The organism is Gilliamella sp. B3367 (genome assembly GCF_026536825.1).
Taxonomy (GTDB): domain Bacteria; phylum Pseudomonadota; class Gammaproteobacteria; order Enterobacterales; family Orbaceae; genus Gilliamella; species Gilliamella apicola_E.
This window is the reverse complement of the sequence record NZ_JAFNNJ010000007.1, coordinates 13,294-33,913: the sequence shown is the minus strand read 5'-3', so window position 1 is coordinate 33,913 and position 20,620 is coordinate 13,294. Positions and strand designations below refer to the sequence as shown.

Annotated in this window: 23 protein-coding genes; 12 read left to right on the top strand and 11 right to left on the bottom strand. The window is 35.3% G+C overall.

All coding sequences use genetic code 11. From position 1 onward, the window contains the following. Nucleotide 1: 1 nt before the first annotated feature. The 4 genes from J3U23_RS09995 to galU all read left to right on the top strand — a co-directional run bounded on the left by J3U23_RS09995 (nt 2) and on the right by galU (nt 2,110). Entirely contained in the window at nt 2-112 is a 111-nt protein-coding gene (locus J3U23_RS09995; RefSeq protein WP_370632592.1) for an entericidin A/B family lipoprotein, read from the top strand. Between the two features lie 95 nt (nt 113-207). After that, on the top strand, nt 208-657 hold the full coding sequence (locus J3U23_RS09990; RefSeq protein WP_267339171.1) for a hypothetical protein: 450 nt from the start codon (nt 208-210) through the stop codon (nt 655-657). Between the two features lie 10 nt (nt 658-667). Next, a complete protein-coding gene (locus J3U23_RS09985) occupies nt 668-1,165 on the top strand; it encodes a DUF2569 domain-containing protein (protein ID WP_267339169.1) in 498 nt (165 codons plus the stop codon). 30 nt (nt 1,166-1,195) lie between these two features. After that, nucleotides 1,196-2,110: a UTP--glucose-1-phosphate uridylyltransferase GalU gene (gene galU / locus J3U23_RS09980; protein ID WP_065561799.1), complete on the top strand. Its 915-nt coding sequence runs from the start codon at nt 1,196-1,198 to the stop codon at nt 2,108-2,110. A gap of 80 nt (nt 2,111-2,190) precedes the next feature. Here galU and J3U23_RS09975 read toward each other — a convergent pair whose 3' ends face one another. The 5 genes from J3U23_RS09975 to orn all read right to left on the bottom strand — a co-directional run bounded on the left by J3U23_RS09975 (nt 2,191) and on the right by orn (nt 8,022). Continuing rightward, complete coding sequence (locus tag J3U23_RS09975) at nt 2,191-3,612, bottom strand: cation:dicarboxylate symporter family transporter (RefSeq protein WP_065735219.1); 1,422 nt, start codon at nt 3,610-3,612, stop codon at nt 2,191-2,193. 122 nt (nt 3,613-3,734) lie between these two features. Beyond that, nucleotides 3,735-5,060, bottom strand: coding sequence for a CoA-disulfide reductase (locus tag J3U23_RS09970; RefSeq protein ID WP_267339166.1), 1,326 nt, complete (start codon nt 5,058-5,060; stop codon nt 3,735-3,737). A 153-nt stretch (nt 5,061-5,213) separates the two neighbouring features. Next, the gene (gene hemH, locus J3U23_RS09965) at nt 5,214-6,191 is read right to left on the bottom strand and encodes a ferrochelatase (RefSeq protein WP_267339164.1); all 978 of its coding nucleotides are present in this window, start codon (nt 6,189-6,191) and stop codon (nt 5,214-5,216) included. Beyond that, nucleotides 6,188-7,465 carry a lipid IV(A) 3-deoxy-D-manno-octulosonic acid transferase gene (gene waaA, locus J3U23_RS09960; protein ID WP_267339162.1) on the bottom strand — a complete coding sequence of 426 codons (1,278 nt, stop codon included), beginning with the start codon at nt 7,463-7,465 and terminating at the stop codon, nt 6,188-6,190. The genes hemH and waaA overlap by 4 nt, the downstream gene beginning before the upstream one ends. 2 nt (nt 7,466-7,467) lie before the next feature. Then, entirely contained in the window at nt 7,468-8,022 is a 555-nt protein-coding gene (orn, locus tag J3U23_RS09955; protein WP_416380113.1) for an oligoribonuclease, read from the bottom strand. An 81-nt stretch (nt 8,023-8,103) separates the two neighbouring features. Between orn and rsgA the strand changes: the two genes are divergently transcribed. Further along, nucleotides 8,104-9,129 (top strand): small ribosomal subunit biogenesis GTPase RsgA, encoded by a 1,026-nt coding sequence (gene rsgA / locus J3U23_RS09950; RefSeq protein ID WP_267339160.1) that lies wholly within the window; start codon nt 8,104-8,106, stop codon nt 9,127-9,129. Between the two features lie 81 nt (nt 9,130-9,210). Here the strand turns inward: rsgA and J3U23_RS09945 are convergent, their stop codons facing one another. Beyond that, nucleotides 9,211-9,762: an HdeD family acid-resistance protein gene (locus tag J3U23_RS09945; RefSeq protein ID WP_267339158.1), complete on the bottom strand. Its 552-nt coding sequence runs from the start codon at nt 9,760-9,762 to the stop codon at nt 9,211-9,213. Between the two features lie 176 nt (nt 9,763-9,938). Next, nucleotides 9,939-11,612, bottom strand: a complete 1,674-nt coding sequence (dauA, locus tag J3U23_RS09940) for a C4-dicarboxylic acid transporter DauA (protein ID WP_267339156.1) — start codon at nt 11,610-11,612, stop codon at nt 9,939-9,941. A 185-nt stretch (nt 11,613-11,797) separates the two neighbouring features. Here dauA and J3U23_RS09935 point away from each other — a divergent pair, with 185 nt between their 5' ends. After that, entirely contained in the window at nt 11,798-13,165 is a 1,368-nt protein-coding gene (locus tag J3U23_RS09935; protein ID WP_267339154.1) for a histidine-type phosphatase, read from the top strand. A gap of 3 nt (nt 13,166-13,168) precedes the next feature. Here J3U23_RS09935 and dtd read toward each other — a convergent pair whose 3' ends face one another. From dtd to rpsT, 4 genes are all read right to left on the bottom strand, one after another. Continuing rightward, a complete protein-coding gene (gene dtd, locus J3U23_RS09930) occupies nt 13,169-13,603 on the bottom strand; it encodes a D-aminoacyl-tRNA deacylase (RefSeq protein ID WP_267337647.1) in 435 nt (144 codons plus the stop codon). Between the two features lie 17 nt (nt 13,604-13,620). After that, on the bottom strand, nt 13,621-14,454 hold the full coding sequence (locus tag J3U23_RS09925; protein ID WP_220225536.1) for a virulence factor BrkB family protein: 834 nt from the start codon (nt 14,452-14,454) through the stop codon (nt 13,621-13,623). A gap of 12 nt (nt 14,455-14,466) precedes the next feature. Continuing rightward, a complete protein-coding gene (locus J3U23_RS09920) occupies nt 14,467-15,051 on the bottom strand; it encodes an SPOR domain-containing protein (protein ID WP_065735209.1) in 585 nt (194 codons plus the stop codon). Nucleotides 15,052-15,168: 117 nt separating this feature from the next. Next, nucleotides 15,169-15,432, bottom strand: coding sequence for a 30S ribosomal protein S20 (gene rpsT, locus J3U23_RS09915; RefSeq protein ID WP_025316521.1), 264 nt, complete (start codon nt 15,430-15,432; stop codon nt 15,169-15,171). A 229-nt stretch (nt 15,433-15,661) separates the two neighbouring features. Between rpsT and pgk the strand changes: the two genes are divergently transcribed. From pgk to rplL, 6 genes are all read left to right on the top strand, one after another. Continuing rightward, nucleotides 15,662-16,825, top strand: a complete 1,164-nt coding sequence (pgk, locus tag J3U23_RS09910) for a phosphoglycerate kinase (protein ID WP_065561811.1) — start codon at nt 15,662-15,664, stop codon at nt 16,823-16,825. Nucleotides 16,826-16,898: 73 nt separating this feature from the next. Next, a complete protein-coding gene (fbaA, locus tag J3U23_RS09905; RefSeq protein WP_065561812.1) occupies nt 16,899-17,978 on the top strand; it encodes a class II fructose-bisphosphate aldolase in 1,080 nt (359 codons plus the stop codon). A gap of 173 nt (nt 17,979-18,151) precedes the next feature. Then, on the top strand, nt 18,152-18,580 hold the full coding sequence (gene rplK / locus J3U23_RS09900; protein ID WP_034884321.1) for a 50S ribosomal protein L11: 429 nt from the start codon (nt 18,152-18,154) through the stop codon (nt 18,578-18,580). A gap of 3 nt (nt 18,581-18,583) precedes the next feature. Next, entirely contained in the window at nt 18,584-19,285 is a 702-nt protein-coding gene (gene rplA, locus J3U23_RS09895) for a 50S ribosomal protein L1 (protein ID WP_065561813.1), read from the top strand. Between the two features lie 223 nt (nt 19,286-19,508). Continuing rightward, the gene (gene rplJ / locus J3U23_RS09890; RefSeq protein WP_065561814.1) at nt 19,509-20,006 is read left to right on the top strand and encodes a 50S ribosomal protein L10; all 498 of its coding nucleotides are present in this window, start codon (nt 19,509-19,511) and stop codon (nt 20,004-20,006) included. Nucleotides 20,007-20,064: 58 nt separating this feature from the next. Further along, complete coding sequence (gene rplL / locus J3U23_RS09885) at nt 20,065-20,433, top strand: 50S ribosomal protein L7/L12 (protein WP_065561815.1); 369 nt, start codon at nt 20,065-20,067, stop codon at nt 20,431-20,433. Nucleotides 20,434-20,620 lie beyond the last annotated feature (187 nt).

The following is a 20,620-nucleotide window of genomic DNA, read 5'->3' as shown; positions in this document are numbered from 1 at the left end:
GATGACAACACTTGTAGTAGGTTGTAACACGGTTAAAGGTGTAGGTAAAGACGTGCAATCAGGCGGTAAAGCTATTACCAATACTGCCGAAGATGTTAGTGAAAAATTGTAAATAATAAATGGGTTTGCTTATAGCTTCTTAAAAGCAAACAAAACCATATGTATCGACTATTTATTTTAGCATTTTTACTTGTAGGGTGTGGTTCGTTGAACTTTCGAACTGCACCTTTAATCATGGATAATTGCCAGTATCAAAATCGTTCTGGTGTTGAATTTAAGTTAAACCAACTTGAATCCAATCTTACACAATATCCCCATATTTATCTTTCACAAAGTCGAGCTAGTCGACACTTACCCATGAGTTATGCTGGCTTAAAAGGCAAATTAACAGGTCAAACTTTTGAGCGAGATTATCCAAAAGAGACTTTTTGGCGTAGTACTAATATATTTGAAAGAGCATCAATGTATGATGATGGTTATGATGATCTTTACATTAGCGCCAAACAGAAAGAAGAACGCGATCGTAAAGCAAAGTTTGTTGTTAAAGAAGCTGTGTTAGAAACGTGTCAAATTGTTTATATTTCCATTGATTCTTTAGCTAAAGACAGTGATAATTCGTCATTAATTAAATTTAATGATTTATCTATTATTAATTAAGGATCTTTATATGACGGATAATCCAAAACTTAAAGGATTAGGTGGCTGGCTTATAGTTGTTGCAATATTCATCGTATTTACGCTTGTACTAAATCTATTCACTATTGGCTTTATTGTAATGACTTTGAAGTTCCATGGGAGTGATTTTATTAATCAAGTTTCTGACCAATATATTCCTAATATTAGTTGGATTTTATTTGTAGAAATAGGTCTAAACGCAATTTTAATTCTTTTTGCTATTTATTTGCTTTATCTTTTTTTTACTAAAAACTATAAATTTCCTTATTATATGATAGGTTATCTAGTCACTTCATGTTCATTTCTTCTTTTGGACCAATATCTTTGTTATCATTATACTAAACTTCCGATCGAATCAAGAGAGATAGCTAAAACAGTAAAACAACTCATTTGGAGCGGTATTTGGGCTGCTTATATATTAAGATCAGAGCGAGTTGTAAATACCTTTGTTGAAGGACAATGTAAAAGTCATAACAATATAATTAATTAATTTATCATTTTATTATTTTAAGGAATTAAAATGCCATTAAATTTTGAATCATCTGTTAAAGGAAAAGTTAAAAAAGCAGTTATTCCTGTTGCTGGTCTTGGCACAAGAATGTTACCTGCAACCAAAGCGATTCCTAAAGAGATGTTACCTGTGGTTGATAAACCACTTATTCAGTATGTTGTCAAAGAGTGTATTGCGGCAGGGATAACTGAAATTATTTTTGTAACGCACTCGTCTAAAAATTCTATAGAAAATCACTTTGACACCAGTTTTGAGCTTGAAGCTATGCTTGAGGCCCGAGTTAAACGTCAACTTTTGCAAGAAGTACAAGGGATTCTGCCAAAAAACGTGACGATTACTAGTGTTCGCCAAGGATTAGCAAAAGGACTTGGTCATGCTGTACTTTGTGCTTATCCTTTAGTTGGTGATGAGCCTTTTGCTGTAGTATTACCGGATGTGATTATTGATGAGTATGATAGTGATCTTGCTCAAGATAATTTAGCGGCGATGATTAATAATTATCATAACACTAAACATAGCCAAATCATGGTCGAACCTGTACCAAAAGATCTTGTTTCATCTTATGGTATTGTTGACTGCCGTGGTGAAGAGTTATCAGCTGGTAATATAGCGCAAATGTATAGTGTAGTTGAAAAACCGTCAATAGAAGAAGCTCCATCTAACCAATCAGTTGTTGGGCGTTACGTTTTATCTGAAAAAATTTGGCCACTTTTAGCTAAAACGCCTTTAGGTGCTGGAGGTGAAATTCAATTGACTGATGCAATTGCGATGTTACTTGATGAAGATCGAGTGGATGCATACTGTATTAAAGGCCGAAGCCACGACTGTGGAAATAAATTGGGTTATGTACAAACTTTTGTACAATACGCAATGCGTCACAAAAGTTTGGGTGATGATGTTAAAGCATGGTTAAAAACCATTTAATTTTGTTTTTCCGCTGATATAAAAAGACGCCAATTGGCGTCTTTTTGTTAATTAAATTAAACTGAAAATTATCTTTATTGTTAAACTTCAGACTGTTCATTATCCAAAGTCACATTAGGATCATTATAAATATCCATATTCATTAATCCGACTTCATGATCGGTTGCTATTGCAGCGGTCATTGATCCAGAAACATTAGCTAACGTTCTAGCCATATCAATGATTGGATCGACGGCTAACACCATACCAATTAATGGGAAGTATTCAGCCATACCCATGCCTGAAAGTACGACAGTTGCTGCAACTGTTGCAGTGCCTGGAATACCAGCGATACCAATTGATCCGATAACTACCACAATGACTAGCATTATATAGAATTGAATATCAGTATTAATACCCACCATATGAGCAACCATAACCGCAAGTAAGGCTGGGAAAAAGCCAGCGCAGCCATTCATTCCCATTGTACTTCCGAGTGAGCCAACTAGATTCGCTGTACCTGTATTGACGCCCATTCTGACGGTCAATGTTGAGATCGTCATCGGTAATGTACCAACAGATGAGCGGCTAGTGAAAGCAAGTAACCATGTGCCAAGTGCTTTTTTGATAAATACGATAGGTGAAATTCCATGAAGCATGACAATCACAATATGCACAACAAGCATTATTATGGTTGCAAGGTAAATCGCTAATACAAAGCTTGATACATCAATAATTGCTGGGATACCGTTTGAAATAATTGTACGAGCAAGTAAAGCAATCACCGCATAAGGCATATATTTAATAACCGTCATGGCAATTGACATGATAATTTTATAAAGTGCTTCAATAAAGGTTTTAAAAAGAGCAATAGGTTGTGGATTCTTTTTTTCCATTCGGTTTGCGGCAAGTCCCATCAATGCTGAAAAGATAACTAAGCCTACAATATTCTCTTTTACCATAGAGCCGATGATATTACTTGGAATAAGATTCACGAAAGTGTCAATAATATTGGTATATTGTTTGGCGGTAGCCGTTTTGGCTGATGCTGAACTCAACTCACCTAATGATAATAAATTTGCTAAAATAATACCGACAATACAAGCGATGGCTGTAGTGAATAGTAACCAAAAAATTCCTCTGAATGCTATTTTCGGCAAATTGTCTTTACCAGAAAAATCAATAATCACTTTTACAATTGAGACAAAAATTAATGGAATCACTAACATGCGTATGAAGGCAATAAAGGCACGACCAAACAAACCATACCATGTTGCTGTTTCTTGCATCCAAACAGTTGAACTTTCTGGAAAACCGGCTGCAGCTTGAATACCTAAACCAATAACAGCACCAAGCACCAATCCGACTAACATTCTAATGGAAAAATTAACTTTTTTGGTTTGCATCGGTCGCATGACGGCAAAAAAGCAAAGCAGTAATAAACCAATCCCGATTAAAGTTTGATAATGGGTGATGGATAAGAACTTTTCGAAAAAAGTGCCCTGAAAAATGGCATCTGACATGTTTACCCCCAGCTTTTGGATAAAATTGAATTAATTTTTAATAATCTTTTATGGTTTGGATTAAAACCAAACCACATATTTTGAATTTTAATAATTTTGCAAATATTTGAAATATTTCAATACTATTTAGCAATGCCCCCAGCGATATTTAAAATATCCCATGGTCTTGAAAAAGGTGGTGCATATAAAAAATCCATCATGGCTAATTCATCAATTTTCATATTAGCCCAAATAGCGGTGGCTAAACTATTCGTTCTTAATACAGCACCACTGCCCCCAGCAATCTGTCCACCTAATAAAATACGAGTTTGGGCGTGATAAATAAGTTTAGCCGTGACGCTAGTTTGCCCTTCAGCATAGTTACTATGATTTTTATCTTTAACTACTACTGTTTTGTATGGGATACCAGCTTTAATAGCTTGTTGTTCGGTTAATCCTGTTCGACCAGCTTCAATATCAAATACTCTTAATGCTGATGTCCCAAGGGTTCCTGGGAATTGATTGTTACCGCCTGCTAAATTGTCACCAACAATTTTACCTAATTTGTTCGCTCCGGTCGCTAATGGAATATAAGTCATTGATTGGCTAACGCGATGATGAAGCGCGACACAGTCGCCTGCAGCATAAATATCAGCTATGTTAGTTTGTCCATAATTATCAACGACAATTGCACCATTACTAAGAGTTTCAATATTGAGGTGTTTATAAACTTCGCTATTAGGCTTTACTCCTGTGGCAATAATGACAATGTCGGCGGGATATTTAGCTTTATCGGTGATAACATGAGTAACTTTTTGTTCACCTTCAAAGCCTTGTACTTGCTCTTGTAGATGTAAATCACAATGTTGTTTTAGATTTTCTTCAATTATCTCAGTAAGTTCTGGATCGAAGGCATCGGTCAAAACTCTATCATCTAATTGAATTAATTTTACGTTTTTATTCAATTTTACTAACGATTCGGTTATTTCTAGCCCGATATAGCCAGCACCAATGACCACGACATTGGTATTTTGGTTTAAGGCTTTTTTTATTGCTAGACCATCATACATATCGCGTAAAGTGAAAATATTTTCCAGTTGTCTATTTTCTAAAGGTGGAATTATTGGTATCGCCCCAACGGCAATGAGTAACTTATCATAATCATCGTCAAAGCAATTATTGTTTTTGATATCTTTGACGGTGACTTTTTTTAAATTAGGATCAATAGCGATAACTTCATGTAATGTTTTGATTTCAATGCCATCTTTAGCAAATTGTTCTGGCGTTCTGGATATCATTTCATTTTCATCGCCAAAATGATTGCCAATAAAATAAGGTAATCCACAAGCTCCAAATGAAACTATATCTGATTTTTCATAGATACAAATTGTCGCATTGGGGTCCCTTCTTTTGGCTTTTGCAGCAGCACTTGCTCCAGCTGCTTGAGCGCCAATGATGATTATTTTCATCGATAATTCTCCTTTGAGCGCAGATAATTTTTACTATCATCCTAACACAGGTTATCATCTAGGTTAAATTAGTTGGTAATTTAGCTTTAACCTTAATCAATTTTACGTTCAGCTGATGTGATTTTGGGTAGTTTATTATCGTTAGAATAAATATTAATTAGTCAAAAAAGTTGAGGAACGGGGTTTTTGAAGTATATTTTTGATTAATTCCACCTGTAATGGCGTATCGTTTAAGGCTGGAATGTAATAAAACTGTTTACCACCAGCATTTAAAAATATTTCTCTGTTTTGCTCATCAATTTCATAAAGTGTTTCAATGCAATCCGCCGAAAAACCCGGGCAGATAACATGGACATGTTTGGTCCCGGTTTTAGCTAGGTTTTCTAATATATCGCTGGTGTTTGGTTCAACCCATTTCCCCTTACCAAATTTAGATTGATAAGCCATTTTGATTGGTAAGTCGATACCATTATCTTGGCATTTTTTTATCAATAATTTGGTTGTTAACTGGCATCTTTGCACATAGTCATCTTGCCGTTTATTAATATAGCGTTGAGGTATGCCATGATAGGAAAGAAGCAATACATCAGGTTGTCCTTGCGTTGAAAAAGCTTGTTGCACTTGTGAATAAAGCGCATCGATATAACTTTCGTCATCTGCATAATCACGAATATAGTTAATCTTGAACGCACAATCACGAATAAGTTGCTTAACTTTATCTAATACCGCCTGAGTTGTAGTTGTCGAATATTGTGGAAATAACGGTAATAGTGTTATTTTTTCACATGATTTTAAATTATTTAGTGCGGATTGTAAGCTCGGTTCACCATAGGTCATGGCTAATTCGCATTGTATATCCGGTAATGCTTGTTGTAATTGATTCATCAAGCGTTTACTGTAATGGAGTAATGGTGATTCCTCATTTATCCATATTTTTTGATAATGGTTAATGATGTAGGGAACGCGTTTAGGTAATACTAGGTATTTTAGTATTGGATACCAAATAAAAGCAGGAAGATCGACAACATGACGATCGAGTAAAAACTCTGTTAAGTAAGAGCGTATTGCCTCTGGCGTTGCAGCACTTGGCGTACCTAAATTAACAATTAATACTCCCTGTTTGTTTTTCATCGGTTATCCTTATATGGTTCAAGATAGTGATGGATAACCTTAAGTAGGCGATTTAGTGCTCCTTGGTTTCTTTTTAATACTTGATATGCGTTTTCGCCCATTTGCTGACAACGATTGTCGTCATTCAATAAGCTGTTTACAGTTGAATAGAGTGAATCAGCTGTGCTGTCACATATCAACATACCATTAGCTTCAATTAACTGTTCACAAATCACTTTAAAGTTAAAAAAGTATTTACCGCTAATAATTGGAATATGGTGTAGTGCCGGTTCTAATGGATTGTGACCACCATGTTCAATTAAGCTACCGCCAACAAAAGCGATATTAGCTAAGCCATAAAGTTCTAATAGTTCTCCCATGGTGTCGCCCAAAATCACTTGCGTCTGCTCAGTTGGGATTTGCTTCGTGCTTCGTTTGATATAATTTATCTTATTATCGGAAATTAGTTCTTCAACAGTTTTAAAACGTTCTGGATGACGCGGAACTAAGATAAGTAATAAGTTAGAGTGATTTTTTAGTAGTCGTTGAAATGCTGATAAAATGATTTCATCTTCACCTGAATGTGTGCTCGCGGCTATAAGAACTGGTCGATGTAATTGCCATTGCTGTTTTAATTGCGCAAGACTTTGTTTATCAGTTAGTTCAATATCAAATTTAATACTACCGGTTACGGTTAAATGCTCTTTTGGCAAACCTAACGATAAAAATCGCTCTCCATCTTGTTCGTTTTGAGCGGCGACAGTGCTGATTTTAGTTAATAGTTTACTAATCGCTTTTCCTAATTTGTGATACCTATTGGCTGAACGTTCAGATAATCGCGCATTAGCAATAATTAATGGGATTTTTTTGTTATGGCATTGGCTAATTAAGTTTGGCCAAAGTTCGGTTTCCATGATTATGACTAATTTAGGTTTAACTGCTTTTAGAAAACGATGTATTGAACAGGGTAAATCATAAGGTAAATAGACATGGCTAACGCTATCTTTTAGTAGCGTCTTAACTTGTTTAGAGCCAGTAGGTGTCATTGTTGTAACGGTAATTGGTAACTGCGGATATTGTTTTTGAAGTGTTTTTATCAATGGAATTGCTGCGAGTGTTTCGCCGACAGATACCGCGTGAACTAAAATTCCACCTGATTTGACTTTATTTTTACAAAATCCATAGCGTTCTAACCAACGCTTACGATAATCTGGTGCTTTGCGACTGCGCCAAAGCAGTCTAAACCAGACAAGCGGTTGGATTAAATAAAGTAAAATCGTATATAAAATATTCATGATTACTCATTAGTTAGATTGAAAAAGTGTTGTCGGTAATAAAGTAATTCAGCGATTGAGTCGCGAATATCATCTAACGCTTGGTGAGAACTCTGTTTACTGATACCTTTTAATATTTCAGGTTTCCAGCGTCTGGCTAATTCTTTAATCGTACTGACATCTAAATAACGGTAATGAAAATACTTTTCTAGATTTGGCATATAATTGAACAGAAAACGTCGGTCTTGACCAATCGTATTACCACAGATTGGTGAACAGTTTTCGGGAACCCATTGTTTTAAAAACGCAAGAGTTTGTTGTTCAGCTTGTTGTTCTGAAACCGTACTTTGACGAACACGATCGATTAATCCTGACTTGCCATGCGTTTTTTGATTCCAATCATCCATAAGCGCAAGTTGTTCATCTGTTTGATGAATGGCAATGACTGGACCTTCAGCGAGAATATTTAAATTAGAATCAGTTACAATAGTTGCGATTTCGATAATGCGATCGCTATTTGGATTGAGGCCTGTCATCTCCAGATCAATCCATATCAGATTATTTGATAGAGTAGTCATAATTTGTGGTATAAATTTTCTTTTTAATGCTGAGTAGTGTAGCATAAGTACTAAACTGTTTGACCAAAAAAATTAGCAACCGTGGCAAAAAATCAACTTTCAAAAAATCAAAAAAGGCGTATGGCCGCTAAGCATCAACAACGTTTAGAAACTAAGATGGATGAAAATCTATCAAATTTCTCTGCGCCTCGTGAAGGGGTGGTGGTAAGTAGGTTTGGCAAATCAGCGGATGTTGAAGATAATGCTGGGATTATTTATCGATGTAGTATTCGCCGTACTTTACCGTCATTAGTGACGGGGGATAAAGTATTGTGGCGTGAGAGTTTGGAACCGAATACTAATGGTATTATTGAAGCAGTTCATCCTCGTCATTCCGAGTTAGTACGGCCTGATTTTTATGATGGAGTTAAGCCTGTTGCAGCAAATGTCGATCAAATTGTTATTATTTCAGCCGTTTTACCTGAATTATCGTTTAATATCATCGATCGGTATTTAGTCGCTTGTGAGGCGACTAAAATTAAACCTATTATCGTATTGAATAAAATTGATTTACTTGATGAGCAAAAAAAACAAGAAATTGAGCAAAAGTTTCTTATTTACACTAAAATTGGTTATCAGGTTTTATTTGTTTCATGTCAGTCACAACAAGGTATTGAACCTTTACAGAAGGTTTTAGATGGTAAAATTTCTATTTTAGTTGGTCAATCAGGTGTCGGTAAATCCAGTATCATCAATTTACTATTGCCTTACAACCAAGCTACGCTAACTGGTGAAGTATCTGAAATATCTGGGCTTGGCCAACATACCACAACTTCAACTCGGCTTTATCATTTACCAAATGGCGGGGATATTATTGATTCACCAGGAATTCGTGAGTTTGGTTTATGGCATTTAGAGCCAGAGCAAGTTATTGCTGGTTTTGTTGAATTTGATGATTATTTAGGAGGTTGCCAATTTCGTGATTGTAATCACTTAGATACACCGGGATGTTTACTCCAGAAAGCTGTTGCACAAGGCGCGATTGCACCATCAAGGTTAGATAATTACCATCGAATATTACAGTCAATGCGCGAAGTCAAAGCGAAAACCAATAAAAGTTATAAATAGTTGCTTTTGGTTAGAAAGTTTTATTTTTGAACTGTTGAGGCTTATTGCTCACAAGCCATGTTGTGAGCAATAAAATGAAATTTAAGATCTATGATTTTTTAGTGCAAAACCAATTGCAATATAAGCAAAGCCTTGGAAAACTAAATCTATACCTAAAAACATTCCTAATACCCAAACGCTATCATATGGCCAGCCTGCCATTAACATAAGTCCTAAAATGATGTTAATCATCCCAGAAAAGACGACCCATCCCCAACGAGGTATGTTGCGGTTGCTCATTGCAGCAAAAATTTGAGTAAATCCACTAATCGTCAATAATAAAGAAATTAATAATGTTAATGCGCTTGAGACCGCGATCGGTTGGAAAAACGACATAGCGCCAATGAAGATATATAAAATCCCCATGATTGCCCATAAAGCAGTTTGGCCAAATCCTTTGATGTTAAAAGAGTGGATTACTTGGATAATCCCTGCGATAAAAAGGAGTGAACCGATAAAATAAACAGAAAAAACGGTGGCTATGAATTGATACCCTAATGCCAAGCAACCGAGAATAATTAAAACTATACCAATAATAATAAACCAATTTGATTTTTGTTTAAAACTTTGAATAGTGTTTTCATTAGCTATCATATTTATTTCCTGTTGTTAATGTAATGTATTAAATGAACACCATCTTTCTGAGTTAATCTTGACTCATATGAAAAAGGGAAGTGTACATAGCTGATAAAAAATACTTAGTGAAAACTCGGACGATTTACTTTCACTAAGTATAATATTTAATCAATATAATAAAATCAATTTTGATATTAAATTTTATCTTTCAGTGCTTCATCTAAAGTTGAATAAAACATTAATTTATTTGATACAGGTACAATTCTCGCCCGAGCTAAGGTTTTTAATGGTTGGAATTGCAATTCGCAAATAGATAGATCAACTGACTCAGGTAATTCATCAATAAAATGGATAAGTGCATTTAAGCCTCCTGCATCTAGGATAGGTACCGCATCCCATTGTAAAACAATATGTTGATAACCATTGATTTTTTGGTATAACTCTAAAAAAGTCCGTTCAGCAGCCGCAAAGAATAATGGACCATTAATTCTTAGTACTAACGTCTTTTCATTGCTTTGGTTCAATTCGACTAAACGAGTCATACTAGCAATACGACGCATAAACAAGATTGAGGCTAATACAATTCCAAGCGTAATAGCGATTACCATGTCGAATAATACGGTAAGGGACATGCAAATAAGCATGATCATGATATCGTCTTTAGGTGCGCATTTAATAATGTAGATAACGCGTTGAATGGCACTCATATTCCATGCAACAATTAATAATAATGCTGCCATAGCTGATAATGGAATAAATGATAAAAGTGGGGCAAAACAGATAAGTGCCAATAATACGATTAATGAATGCAATACGGCGGCAATTGGCGATGTTGCGCCCGCTTTGACATTTGCCGCTGAACGCGCAATAGCCGCTGTTGCTGAAATGCCACCAAAAAATGGCGCAATGATATTTCCTAAACCTTGGCCAATCAGTTCGCTATTTGAATGATGTTTGGTATGGGTCATTTCATCTAATACAACTGCGCATAGTAGTGATTCAATCGCACATAACATAGCCATCGTTAATGAGATTGGAATTAAAGCGGTTATTATTGACCAATCCCATGTGAAACTTGCATGTTCCCATGGTAAGATAAATTCTGGTAAAACAGGCGGAATACCATGACCAACAGTGTTATCGGCTAATGTATAAGTGAATCGTGAACCGATTGTTTCGATTTGATAGCCAAATTGATTGAATACTAACATGGTTAATATGCCAGCAATTAAAGCCGGTAAATGGCCAGATATTTTTACTCGAAATTTTGGCCACATGATTAAAACAATCAGTGTAACTAAGCCAACAAAGGTATCTGCGATATTAATGGTTGGAAAAGCTTTAACTAGTTCAATAACTTTATTAACATAATTTTCTGGCATGTGTTCTAGCGTTAAGCCAAAAAAATCTTTTATCTGCATGGTGGCGATGGTTATTGCAATACCAGAAGTAAAACCTAGCACCACTGGTAGAGGAATGTATTCGATTAATCGACCTAAACGAATTACACCCATCAATATTAAAAAAATGCCTGAAAGTAGAGTGGCAATTAATAGACCTGATAAGCCAAATTGTATGGAAACAGGATATAGAATGACCACAAACGCCGCAGTTGGGCCGGAAACACTAAAACGTGATCCTCCAGTGAGAGCTATCACGAAGCCTGCTATAATTGCGGTATAGAGGCCATGTTGAGGGGCAACACCACTTGCAATAGCTAAAGCCATAGCAAGTGGGATAGCAATAATGCCAACCGTTATTCCGGCAATTAAATCTTTAAGAAAACGAGTTGTGTTGTAAGGAGTATTTATGCATGCAGATATAAACGCACAGCTTATTTTAATACCAGAAAGGCCATATAATTTCATTATGTTTTAAAGCAGTTAAATGAGTTATAAAAAGTAGCTAATAAGATAATCTTTTTTTAAAAAATTGAAAGAGTATTCTAAAAATAATTGTATGATTTTCAGTTAAATTATGTGATTAATGGTATAAAATGCTTTAAAAGCACGCTCTTGTTATTTTGCTCTTATATTATTAGGTAGGAGTCATTATGTCTTTTATAAAACAATCTTTTTTTATCCAATTTTTAATCTTAGTCATCAGTTTACTGATGTTTTCACCATTAAGTTTTGCAGAAATGATAACATCAGGTTCAAAGACCGCGTATCAGTATGATAAACAACAGACTCCTGCACCAGATGGATATCAAGCATTTTATATTGATCATATTGGTCGGCATGGTTCACGTTATATTAGTAAACCTAAATATGAAGATATTGCTTATAACGTATTAATTTTAGCTGATAAAAATAATCAATTAACCGAAATGGGAAAATCATTATTAAGGCAAATTATTCGTATTAAAGCATTGAATAAAAATCATTATGGTCAGCTTACTGATCTTGGTCGAAAAGATATTAGTTTAATTAGTCAACGCATGTTAGCCAATAACCCAACGGTTTTTAAAGGACAAAAAATCGAAGTGATATCATCAACCTCACCAAGAGCTAAAGAAACAGCAGAAATTTTTATTAAAACATTTAAAAATAACTATTCTGATATCAATATTTATCAACAACCAGAAGATCAACAAACTCTATTACGTTTTTTTGAATATTCTCCGACTTATAAAGAATATAAAAAGAGTAAAAGTGTTAAAAATGCCTTAAAATCGCTAGAAAATTCGACTAAAACAGTAGAGATGAGTCAAAATGTTGCAAGTTTAATATTTACTCAAGGCTTTTGTAATGAGTTGAATAATGGGATTTCTTTACCTGAAAAATCTTCAATTAAAACAGCAGATTTTGTCATTGCAGTTTATCAACTTTACCAGGAGTTATTATCATTTTCTCCTGAAATTTTAGCTGATAACCATCTTGATTTTAGCCTTTATTTCACTAAAAATCAGTTATCATGGTTTGACACGGTAGTCACTTCTAAAAATTTTTTACAAATTGGTCCAGCGTTTGATGCGAATGGTATCCAGATTAAAATTGCTGCGCCATTATTGTTGGATATGTTAAAAACAGCTGATAAGGCAATAACTGATAAAAATATTGATGCTAATTTACGGTTTGCTCATGCTGAAACTATTTCGCCATTAGCAACATTGCTTGAACTTGAAGGCACTTATACTGCTGTTAACTCAGTCGCGGATTATCCATTCGTTTGGCAAGCAGAAAAAATTATTCCTATGGGCGCTAATATTCAATGGATTTTTTACCAAAGCAATCAACCCCATCAACCCATTTTAATCAAAGTGATGTTAAATGAAAGAGAAGTGCATTTACCATTGAAAACCGATAATTATCCGTACTACCGTTGGGACGAGGTAAAACAGTTTTATGAAAATAAGCTAAGTAAACTGGGTCTTACTGATAATAACACATCTTTAGAATGGCTAAATAAAGTAAAATAATTTTTAAACTTGTAGCCAAAAAGTTACGGGTCCATCGTTAATAAGAGAAACCTGCATGTCAGCGGCAAATTGTCCAGTTTGTGTCTCAATTTGTTGCTGACATTGTCTAACAAAAAATTGATAAAGTTCATTAGCTTTATCGGGTGGAGCTCCTTTTGTGAAACTTGGGCGCATACCTTTTTGAGTATCAGCGACCAGGGTGAATTGAGAAACAACCAACAATTTTCCATTTATTTGCTGAACATTGAGATTCATTTTGTCATTAATATCACTGAAAATACGATAGCCGAGTACTTTTTCACTCAAGCGTATTGCTTTTTGCTCGTTGTCATCTTGTTCAACACCGAGTAAAACAAGTAATCCCTGATCGATTTGACCAATAATTTGATTATCAACAGAAACTGATGCTTGTTTTACACGTTGGATTAAGGCAATCATAATTTATATTATTCCAGTTAAGATTGGGGCTTTAATAGCGCTTTTTGCTGTTTATTATAGTCAGTGAGTGTTGCAGCGAATTCGGCGCCAAACAAAACAATACACCATGAGCAGTAGATCCAAACTAACATAATTGGAATTGAGGAAACTACCCCATAAATGAGTTGATAAGTCGGAAAAGAAGTAACATATAGCGCAAAAGCACGTTTACCAATTTCGAATAATATTGCTGCAACTAAGGCACCAATTGCTGCTTCTTTGAATGGAATTGATTCAGTTGGAATAATGCTGTAGAGCAACCAAAATCCAACAACCGATATGATAAATGGTAAAGTACTTAGTAGGAGATCACCACTAGCTGCATTCGATAACCATTTTAGGGAAAATATATAAGAACTTACTGCAACACTTGAACCAACTAAAATAGGACCTAATGTTAAAATTGTCCAATACATGGTTAAGTTATACATGAATGAGCGTTTGCGTTTGGTTTGCCAGATACGGTTTAGTGCATTATTAATAGAGTTAATAAGTAGTAATGATGTTACTATTAAACCGATAATTCCAATAAATGTCATTTTTTTTGTATTGGCAATAAATTGTTCTAGGTAATTTTGAATGGTGTCACTTGCAGTAGGGACAAGATTGCTATAAATGAGCTGTTTTAATGATTGGCTAACTTCATTAAACATAGGAAACGCAGAAAGTAAAGAAAACACAACAGTTATTAATGGGACTAATGCAAGTATTGTCGTATAAGCTAGTTCTGCCGAGGATGAGGTTAAACGATCATGATTTATACGAGACCATAACATTACCAAAAAGGTCTGTATATGCTTAAGTATATTCATAATATATCTTATTTAATTAGAAATAATACAGTTATTAATTCCATTCGTTTTTAAAGTGTTTAATGCTTTTTGCACATCACCTTTATTTGTATAAGGCCCAACGGTAACTCGATATAACTGCTGACTTAAAGATATGTTACCACTAATACCGGTCATTGCCAAAGATGCTTTTAATGTATCTGCATTTGTTTTATCTTTAAAAGCACCACATTGTAGTAACCATTTATTATTATCATTACTTGATGATATAGTCGATGTGGTCGTGGTGTTATTCATAAAGCTATCTAATATTTGTTGCCGTTCACTTGCCATTTTATTTGAGTTACTACTAGCATTTGGTGTTTCCAATTCTTTAAGGTAAGTCCAGCGTTCTTGTGGTTTTTCCGGCAGGGTTATTGCTGGAGATTCAGTTTTGACTTTTGGTTTTTCAACTGGTTTTTCAGAAGAATTGGTTGAAAGATAATATAGAATAGAAGAAAACAAAATAATAATGATGATTGCAAGGAATATCATTAAAGATGGGAATAATCGTGACTTATTTTTTTTAGCTTTTCCTTTTGATTGGCTCTTTTTTCTTACATAATCACGCTGAACCACAATACGCTCTCTTTTCTTTTATTCACATAAATTTAAATAATAGTATATAAATAAAAAAAGTGGCTTACACCACTTTTTTTCAATTTTCTTTAACTCTATTGTCAACAGATTAGAAAATTAAGCTAATGCTTTAATCTGTTTAATTAAATTCGCTTTATGACGTGCTGCTTTGTTTTTGTGGATTAGACCACGAGCCGCTTGACGGTCAACAACTGCTTGCATGTCTTTGAATGCTACTTCAGCTGTTTGTTTATCACCAGCTGCTACAGCTGCGTAAACTTTTTTAATATAAGTACGCATCATTGAACGGTTACTAGCATTATGTTTACGGCGTTTTTCGGACTGAACCGCACGCTTCTTAGCTGATTTGATATTAGCCAAAGTCAACTCCCAAGTTTAGATAAAAAATACATATTAATAAGGCGGGGAAATATGCCTGATTTTCTTTCTATTGTCAATGCTGTTACATAAAAAAATTTCCTATATAGTATAAATTACTAATTTCTACTAAATGTTTACTATATAACCGATAATGGATGTAACCTAAAAAGAAATTTTATGTTAGAATAGCAAAAATTTTATTGTTTTTATATTTAAAAGAGGAAGTCTCATGTCTATCATTAGAATGCAAGATCTTGATCTAAAAGGGAAACGTTTATTTATTCGCTCAGATCTTAATGTGCCGGTCAAAAATGGTAAGGTTACTTCTGATGCTCGAATTAAAGCATCATTACCGACTATTGAAGAAGCCATTAAAAAAGGCGCTAAAGTAATGGTTACTTCTCATATTGGCCGTCCTACTGAAGGCGAATATAACCCTGAGTTCTCTCTACAACCAGTGGTTGATTATTTAAAAGAACATGTTTCTTTCCCTGTTCGTCTAGTAAAAGATTATCTTAACGGTGTTGACGTTAAAGAAGGCGAACTAGTTGTTCTTGAAAACGTACGTTTTAATGTAGGCGAAGGTAAAGATGATGAAACTTTATCTAAAAAATATGCAGCACTTTGTGATATCTATGTAATGGATGCATTTGGTACTGCTCACCGTGCTCAAGCTTCAACTCATGGAGCTGGTAAATTTGCGCCAGTTGCTTGTGCAGGTCCATTATTAGCAGCTGAACTTGATGCTTTAGGTAAAGCGTTAGATAATCCAGCTCGTCCAATGGTTGCGATTGTTGCTGGTTCTAAAGTATCAACAAAATTGACTGTTCTTGATTCTTTATCAAAAATCGCTGACCAAATTATTGTTGGTGGTGGTATCGCAAATACATTCATCGCAGCTGAAGGCTATAATGTGGGTAAATCACTTTATGAAGCTGATTTAATTCCTGAAGCAAAAAAATTAATGGCTAATTGTCATATTCCAGTTCCTACTGATGTTCGTGTAGCAACAGAGTTTAGTGAAACTGCGACAGCTACTGAAAAATCAGTTGCTGATGTAAAAGAGAATGAACAAATTCTTGATTTAGGTGATAAATCAGCTGAAGCATTAGCAGACATTATCAAAAAAGCCAAAACTATATTATGGAATGGCCCTGTTGGCGTATTTGAGTTCCCTAATTTCCGTCGTGGTACCGAGATTGTTGCTAAAGCAATTGCTGACAGCCAAGGTTTCTCAATCGCAGGTGGTGGTGATACATTAGCTGCAATTGATTTATTTGGTATTGAAGATAAAATCTCTTATATTTCAACTGGTGGTGGTGCCTTCCTAGAGTTTGTAGAAGGTAAAAAACTTCCTGCTGTTGCAATGCTAGAAGAGAGAGCAAAAGCGTAATAATTTTCTATATGAAGGATGAGCCAATCACTCATCCTTTAATTTTTATATAAATAAATCTATAGGTATTAAAATGGCTACAAAGATTTCTGATGTCGTTAAACCTGGTGTTGTAACCGGTGATGATGTTCAAAAAGTGTTTCAAGTTGCTCGTGAAAATAATTTTGCATTACCAGCTGTTAACTGTGTTGACACTAATACAATTAATGCAGTAATCGAAACTGCGGCTAAAGTTGGTTCTGCTGTTATCGTTCAATTCTCTAATGGTGGTGCTCAATTCATCGCAGGTAAAGGATTGAAATTAGATGGGCAAGAAACTGCTGTTTTAGGTGCAATTTCTGGCGCTAAACATGTTCACCTTATGGCTGAAAAATATGGCGTGCCAGTTATCGTTCATACCGACCACTGTGCTAAAAAACTTCTTCCATGGGTTGATGGATTACTTGACGCAGGTGAAGCTCACTTTGCTAAAACGGGTAAACCTCTATTCTCTTCTCACATGATCGATCTTTCAGAAGAATCTTTAAAAGATAATATTGATATTTGTTGTCAATATCTTGCTCGTATGTCAGCGATGAAAATGACATTAGAATTAGAGCTTGGTTGTACTGGTGGTGAAGAAGATGGTGTTGACAATAGCCATATGGATAGTTCAGCACTTTATACTCAACCTGAAGATGTTGCTTATGCTTATGAACGTTTAAGTGCAATTAGCCCACGTTTCACTATCGCAGCTTCATTCGGTAACGTTCATGGTGTTTATAAACCAGGTAATGTTAAATTAACGCCAAAAATTTTAGATAACTCTCAAAAATATGTATCTGAGAAATTCAATTTACCAGCTAAATCATTGAACTTTGTGTTCCATGGTGGTTCTGGTTCTACTCCTGAAGAAATTGCAGAAGCAGTAAGTTACGGTGTTGTTAAAATGAACATCGATACTGATACGCAATGGGCAAACTGGGCTGGTGTTCTAGAATATTACAAAGCAAATGAAGCTTACCTTCAAGGTCAATTAGGTAACCCTGAAGGCGTTGATGCTCCAAATAAAAAATATTATGATCCACGCGTATGGTTACGTAAAGGTCAAGAATCTTTAGTTGCTCGTTTAGAACTTGCATTTAAAGAACTTAATGCGATCGACGTACTTTAATATCATTCATTTATTATTATATAAAAGCAGGGTTATTCCTGCTTTTATTTTATCCGCTAATAAAAAGTCTTGCATTTTTGTATTAGTTGTAGGATAATTTCGCCCTCATTTAACTTAGGGGAGCTGTCTATTGATTAATAGAAGCGTTTGCACCCGAGAAAAAGGAAACTAAAATGGCAAAAAAAGTACAAGCCTACATCAAGTTGCAAGTTGCAGCTGGCGCAGCAAATCCTAGTCCACCAGTTGGTCCAGCACTTGGTCAACATGGTGTTAACATCATGGAATTCTGTAAAGCATTTAACGCTAAAACAGAAAGCATGGAAAAAGGTCTACCTATTCCTGTTGTTATTACAGTATATTCTGACCGTTCATTTACTTTTGTAACTAAGACTCCTCCTGCGGCTGTATTATTAAAGAAAGCAGCTAAAATCAAGTCTGGTTCTGGTGAGCCTAATAAGAAAAAAGTAGGTAAAGTAACAAGCGCTCAAATTCGTGAAATCGCTGAATTGAAAGCTGCTGATATGAATGGTGCAACTATTGAAACGATGATGCGTTCTATTGAAGGTACTGCTCGTTCAATGGGCTTGGAAGTGGAGGGTTAATTCATGGCTAAATTATCTAAGAAAGCTAAACTTATCCGCGAAAAAGTAAACGCGACTAAACAATATGAAATCAATGAAGCAATCGCTTTATTAAAAGAATTTGCTACTGCTAAATTTACTGAAAGCGTTGATGTTGCAGTTAATTTAGGTATTGATTCACGTAAATCAGATCAAAATGTGCGTGGTGCTATCGTTCTTCCTCACGGTACTGGACGTAGTGTACGTGTTGCTGTATTTACTCAAGGTGCAAACGCTGATGCTGCTAAAGAAGCTGGTGCTGAATTAGTTGGTATGGATGATCTAGCGGATCAAATCAAAAAAGGCGAAATGGACTTTGATGTTGTTATTGCATCTCCAGACGCTATGCGTGTTGTTGGTCAATTAGGTCAAATTTTAGGGCCACGTGGTTTAATGCCAAACCCTAAAGTTGGTACTGTAACACCTAACGTTGCTGAAGCAGTGAAAAACGCTAAAGCTGGTCAAATCCGTTACCGTAATGATAAAAATGGTATTATCCATACTACTATCGGTAAAGCTGATTTCGATGCAGATAAGCTTAAAGAGAATTTAGAAGCATTACTTGTTGCATTAAAACGTGCAAAACCAGCATCTTCAAAAGGTGTATTTGTGAAGAAAGTTAGTCTTTCTACTACAATGGGCGCTGGTGTTGCTATCGACCAAGCAACTTTAAATGCATCTGTTTAATTAATTGTTAAACAAAGAATCGGTTGGTGTCTGGCCTTAACCAGACCCCGTCCAAGACCGTAGGTGTAATTGATATTTAATTACTTAATCTTCCTACGTAGACGGTGACAGAACCTGATAAGATATAATACAGGCATTCTGCTCATCGTGATTGTGCTAACTACATTTGTAGTTAGTTTAAATAATTCTAGGCTTTGCCTAGTTTAATCCAGGAGCAATACCAATGGCACTAAATCTTCAAAATAAACAAGAAATTGTTGCTGAAGTTAATGAAATCGCCAAAGGTGCGCTATCTGCAGTTGTAGCTGACTCTCGTGGCGTAACTGTAGAAAACATGACTGCATTACGTAAATCTGCTCGTGAAGCTGGTGTTTATATGCGTGTTGTTCGTAACACCTTATTACGCCGTGTTGTTGAGGGAACTCAATACGAGTGCTTAAAAGATTCGTTTGTTGGTCCAACTCTAATTGCATTTTCAAATGAGCACCCAGGTGCTGCTGCGCGTATTTTTAAAGCGTTTGCAAAAGAAAATGATAATTTTGAGATTAAAGCCGCAGCCTTTGAAGGTGAGTTAATTACTGCAGCGAACATTGATCGCTTAGCAACATTACCTACTTATGAAGAAGCATTAGCTCGCTTGATGTCAACCATGAAAGAAGCCGCAGCTGGCAAATTGGTTCGTACTCTTGCAGCGGTTCGCGATCAAAAACAAGCTGCTTAATAGCGCTGTGATTGTGAATTTTATTAATTAAAAAAATGTAAATTTGGGAAACTATATTATGTCTATCACTAAAGAACAAATTTTAGATGCAGTTGCAGAAATGTCTGTAATGGATGTTGTTGAACTTGTATCAATGATGGAAGAAAAATTTGGCGTTTCTGCAGCAGCAGCTGTAGCAGTTGCAGCAGCTGGTCCAGCTGAATCAGCTGAAGAAAAATCTGAATTTGATGTAATCTTAAAAGATGTTGGCGCTAACAAAGTAGCTGTTATCAAAGCAGTTCGTGGTGCAACAGGCTTAGGCTTAAAAGAAGCAAAAGATCTTGTTGAATCAGCTCCAGCAACAGTTAAAGAAGGTGTTAGCAAAGCTGACGCAGATGAACTTAAAAAGGCACTTGAAGAATCTGGTGCAGTTGTCGAACTTAAGTAAGTTTATCAATAGCAAGCTAAACGGCTGGGGGTTTTATACCTCCAGCCTTTTTGCGCTGTAATAAGTCAAATAATTTTATTTGAAGATTATCAATAAAAAGTAATAAAGAAATAATATATTTATTAAGCCTAATCAATTGATATTTATAGATATTTTCGATGAGGTGTCAGGCGTTATCATTTCGTAG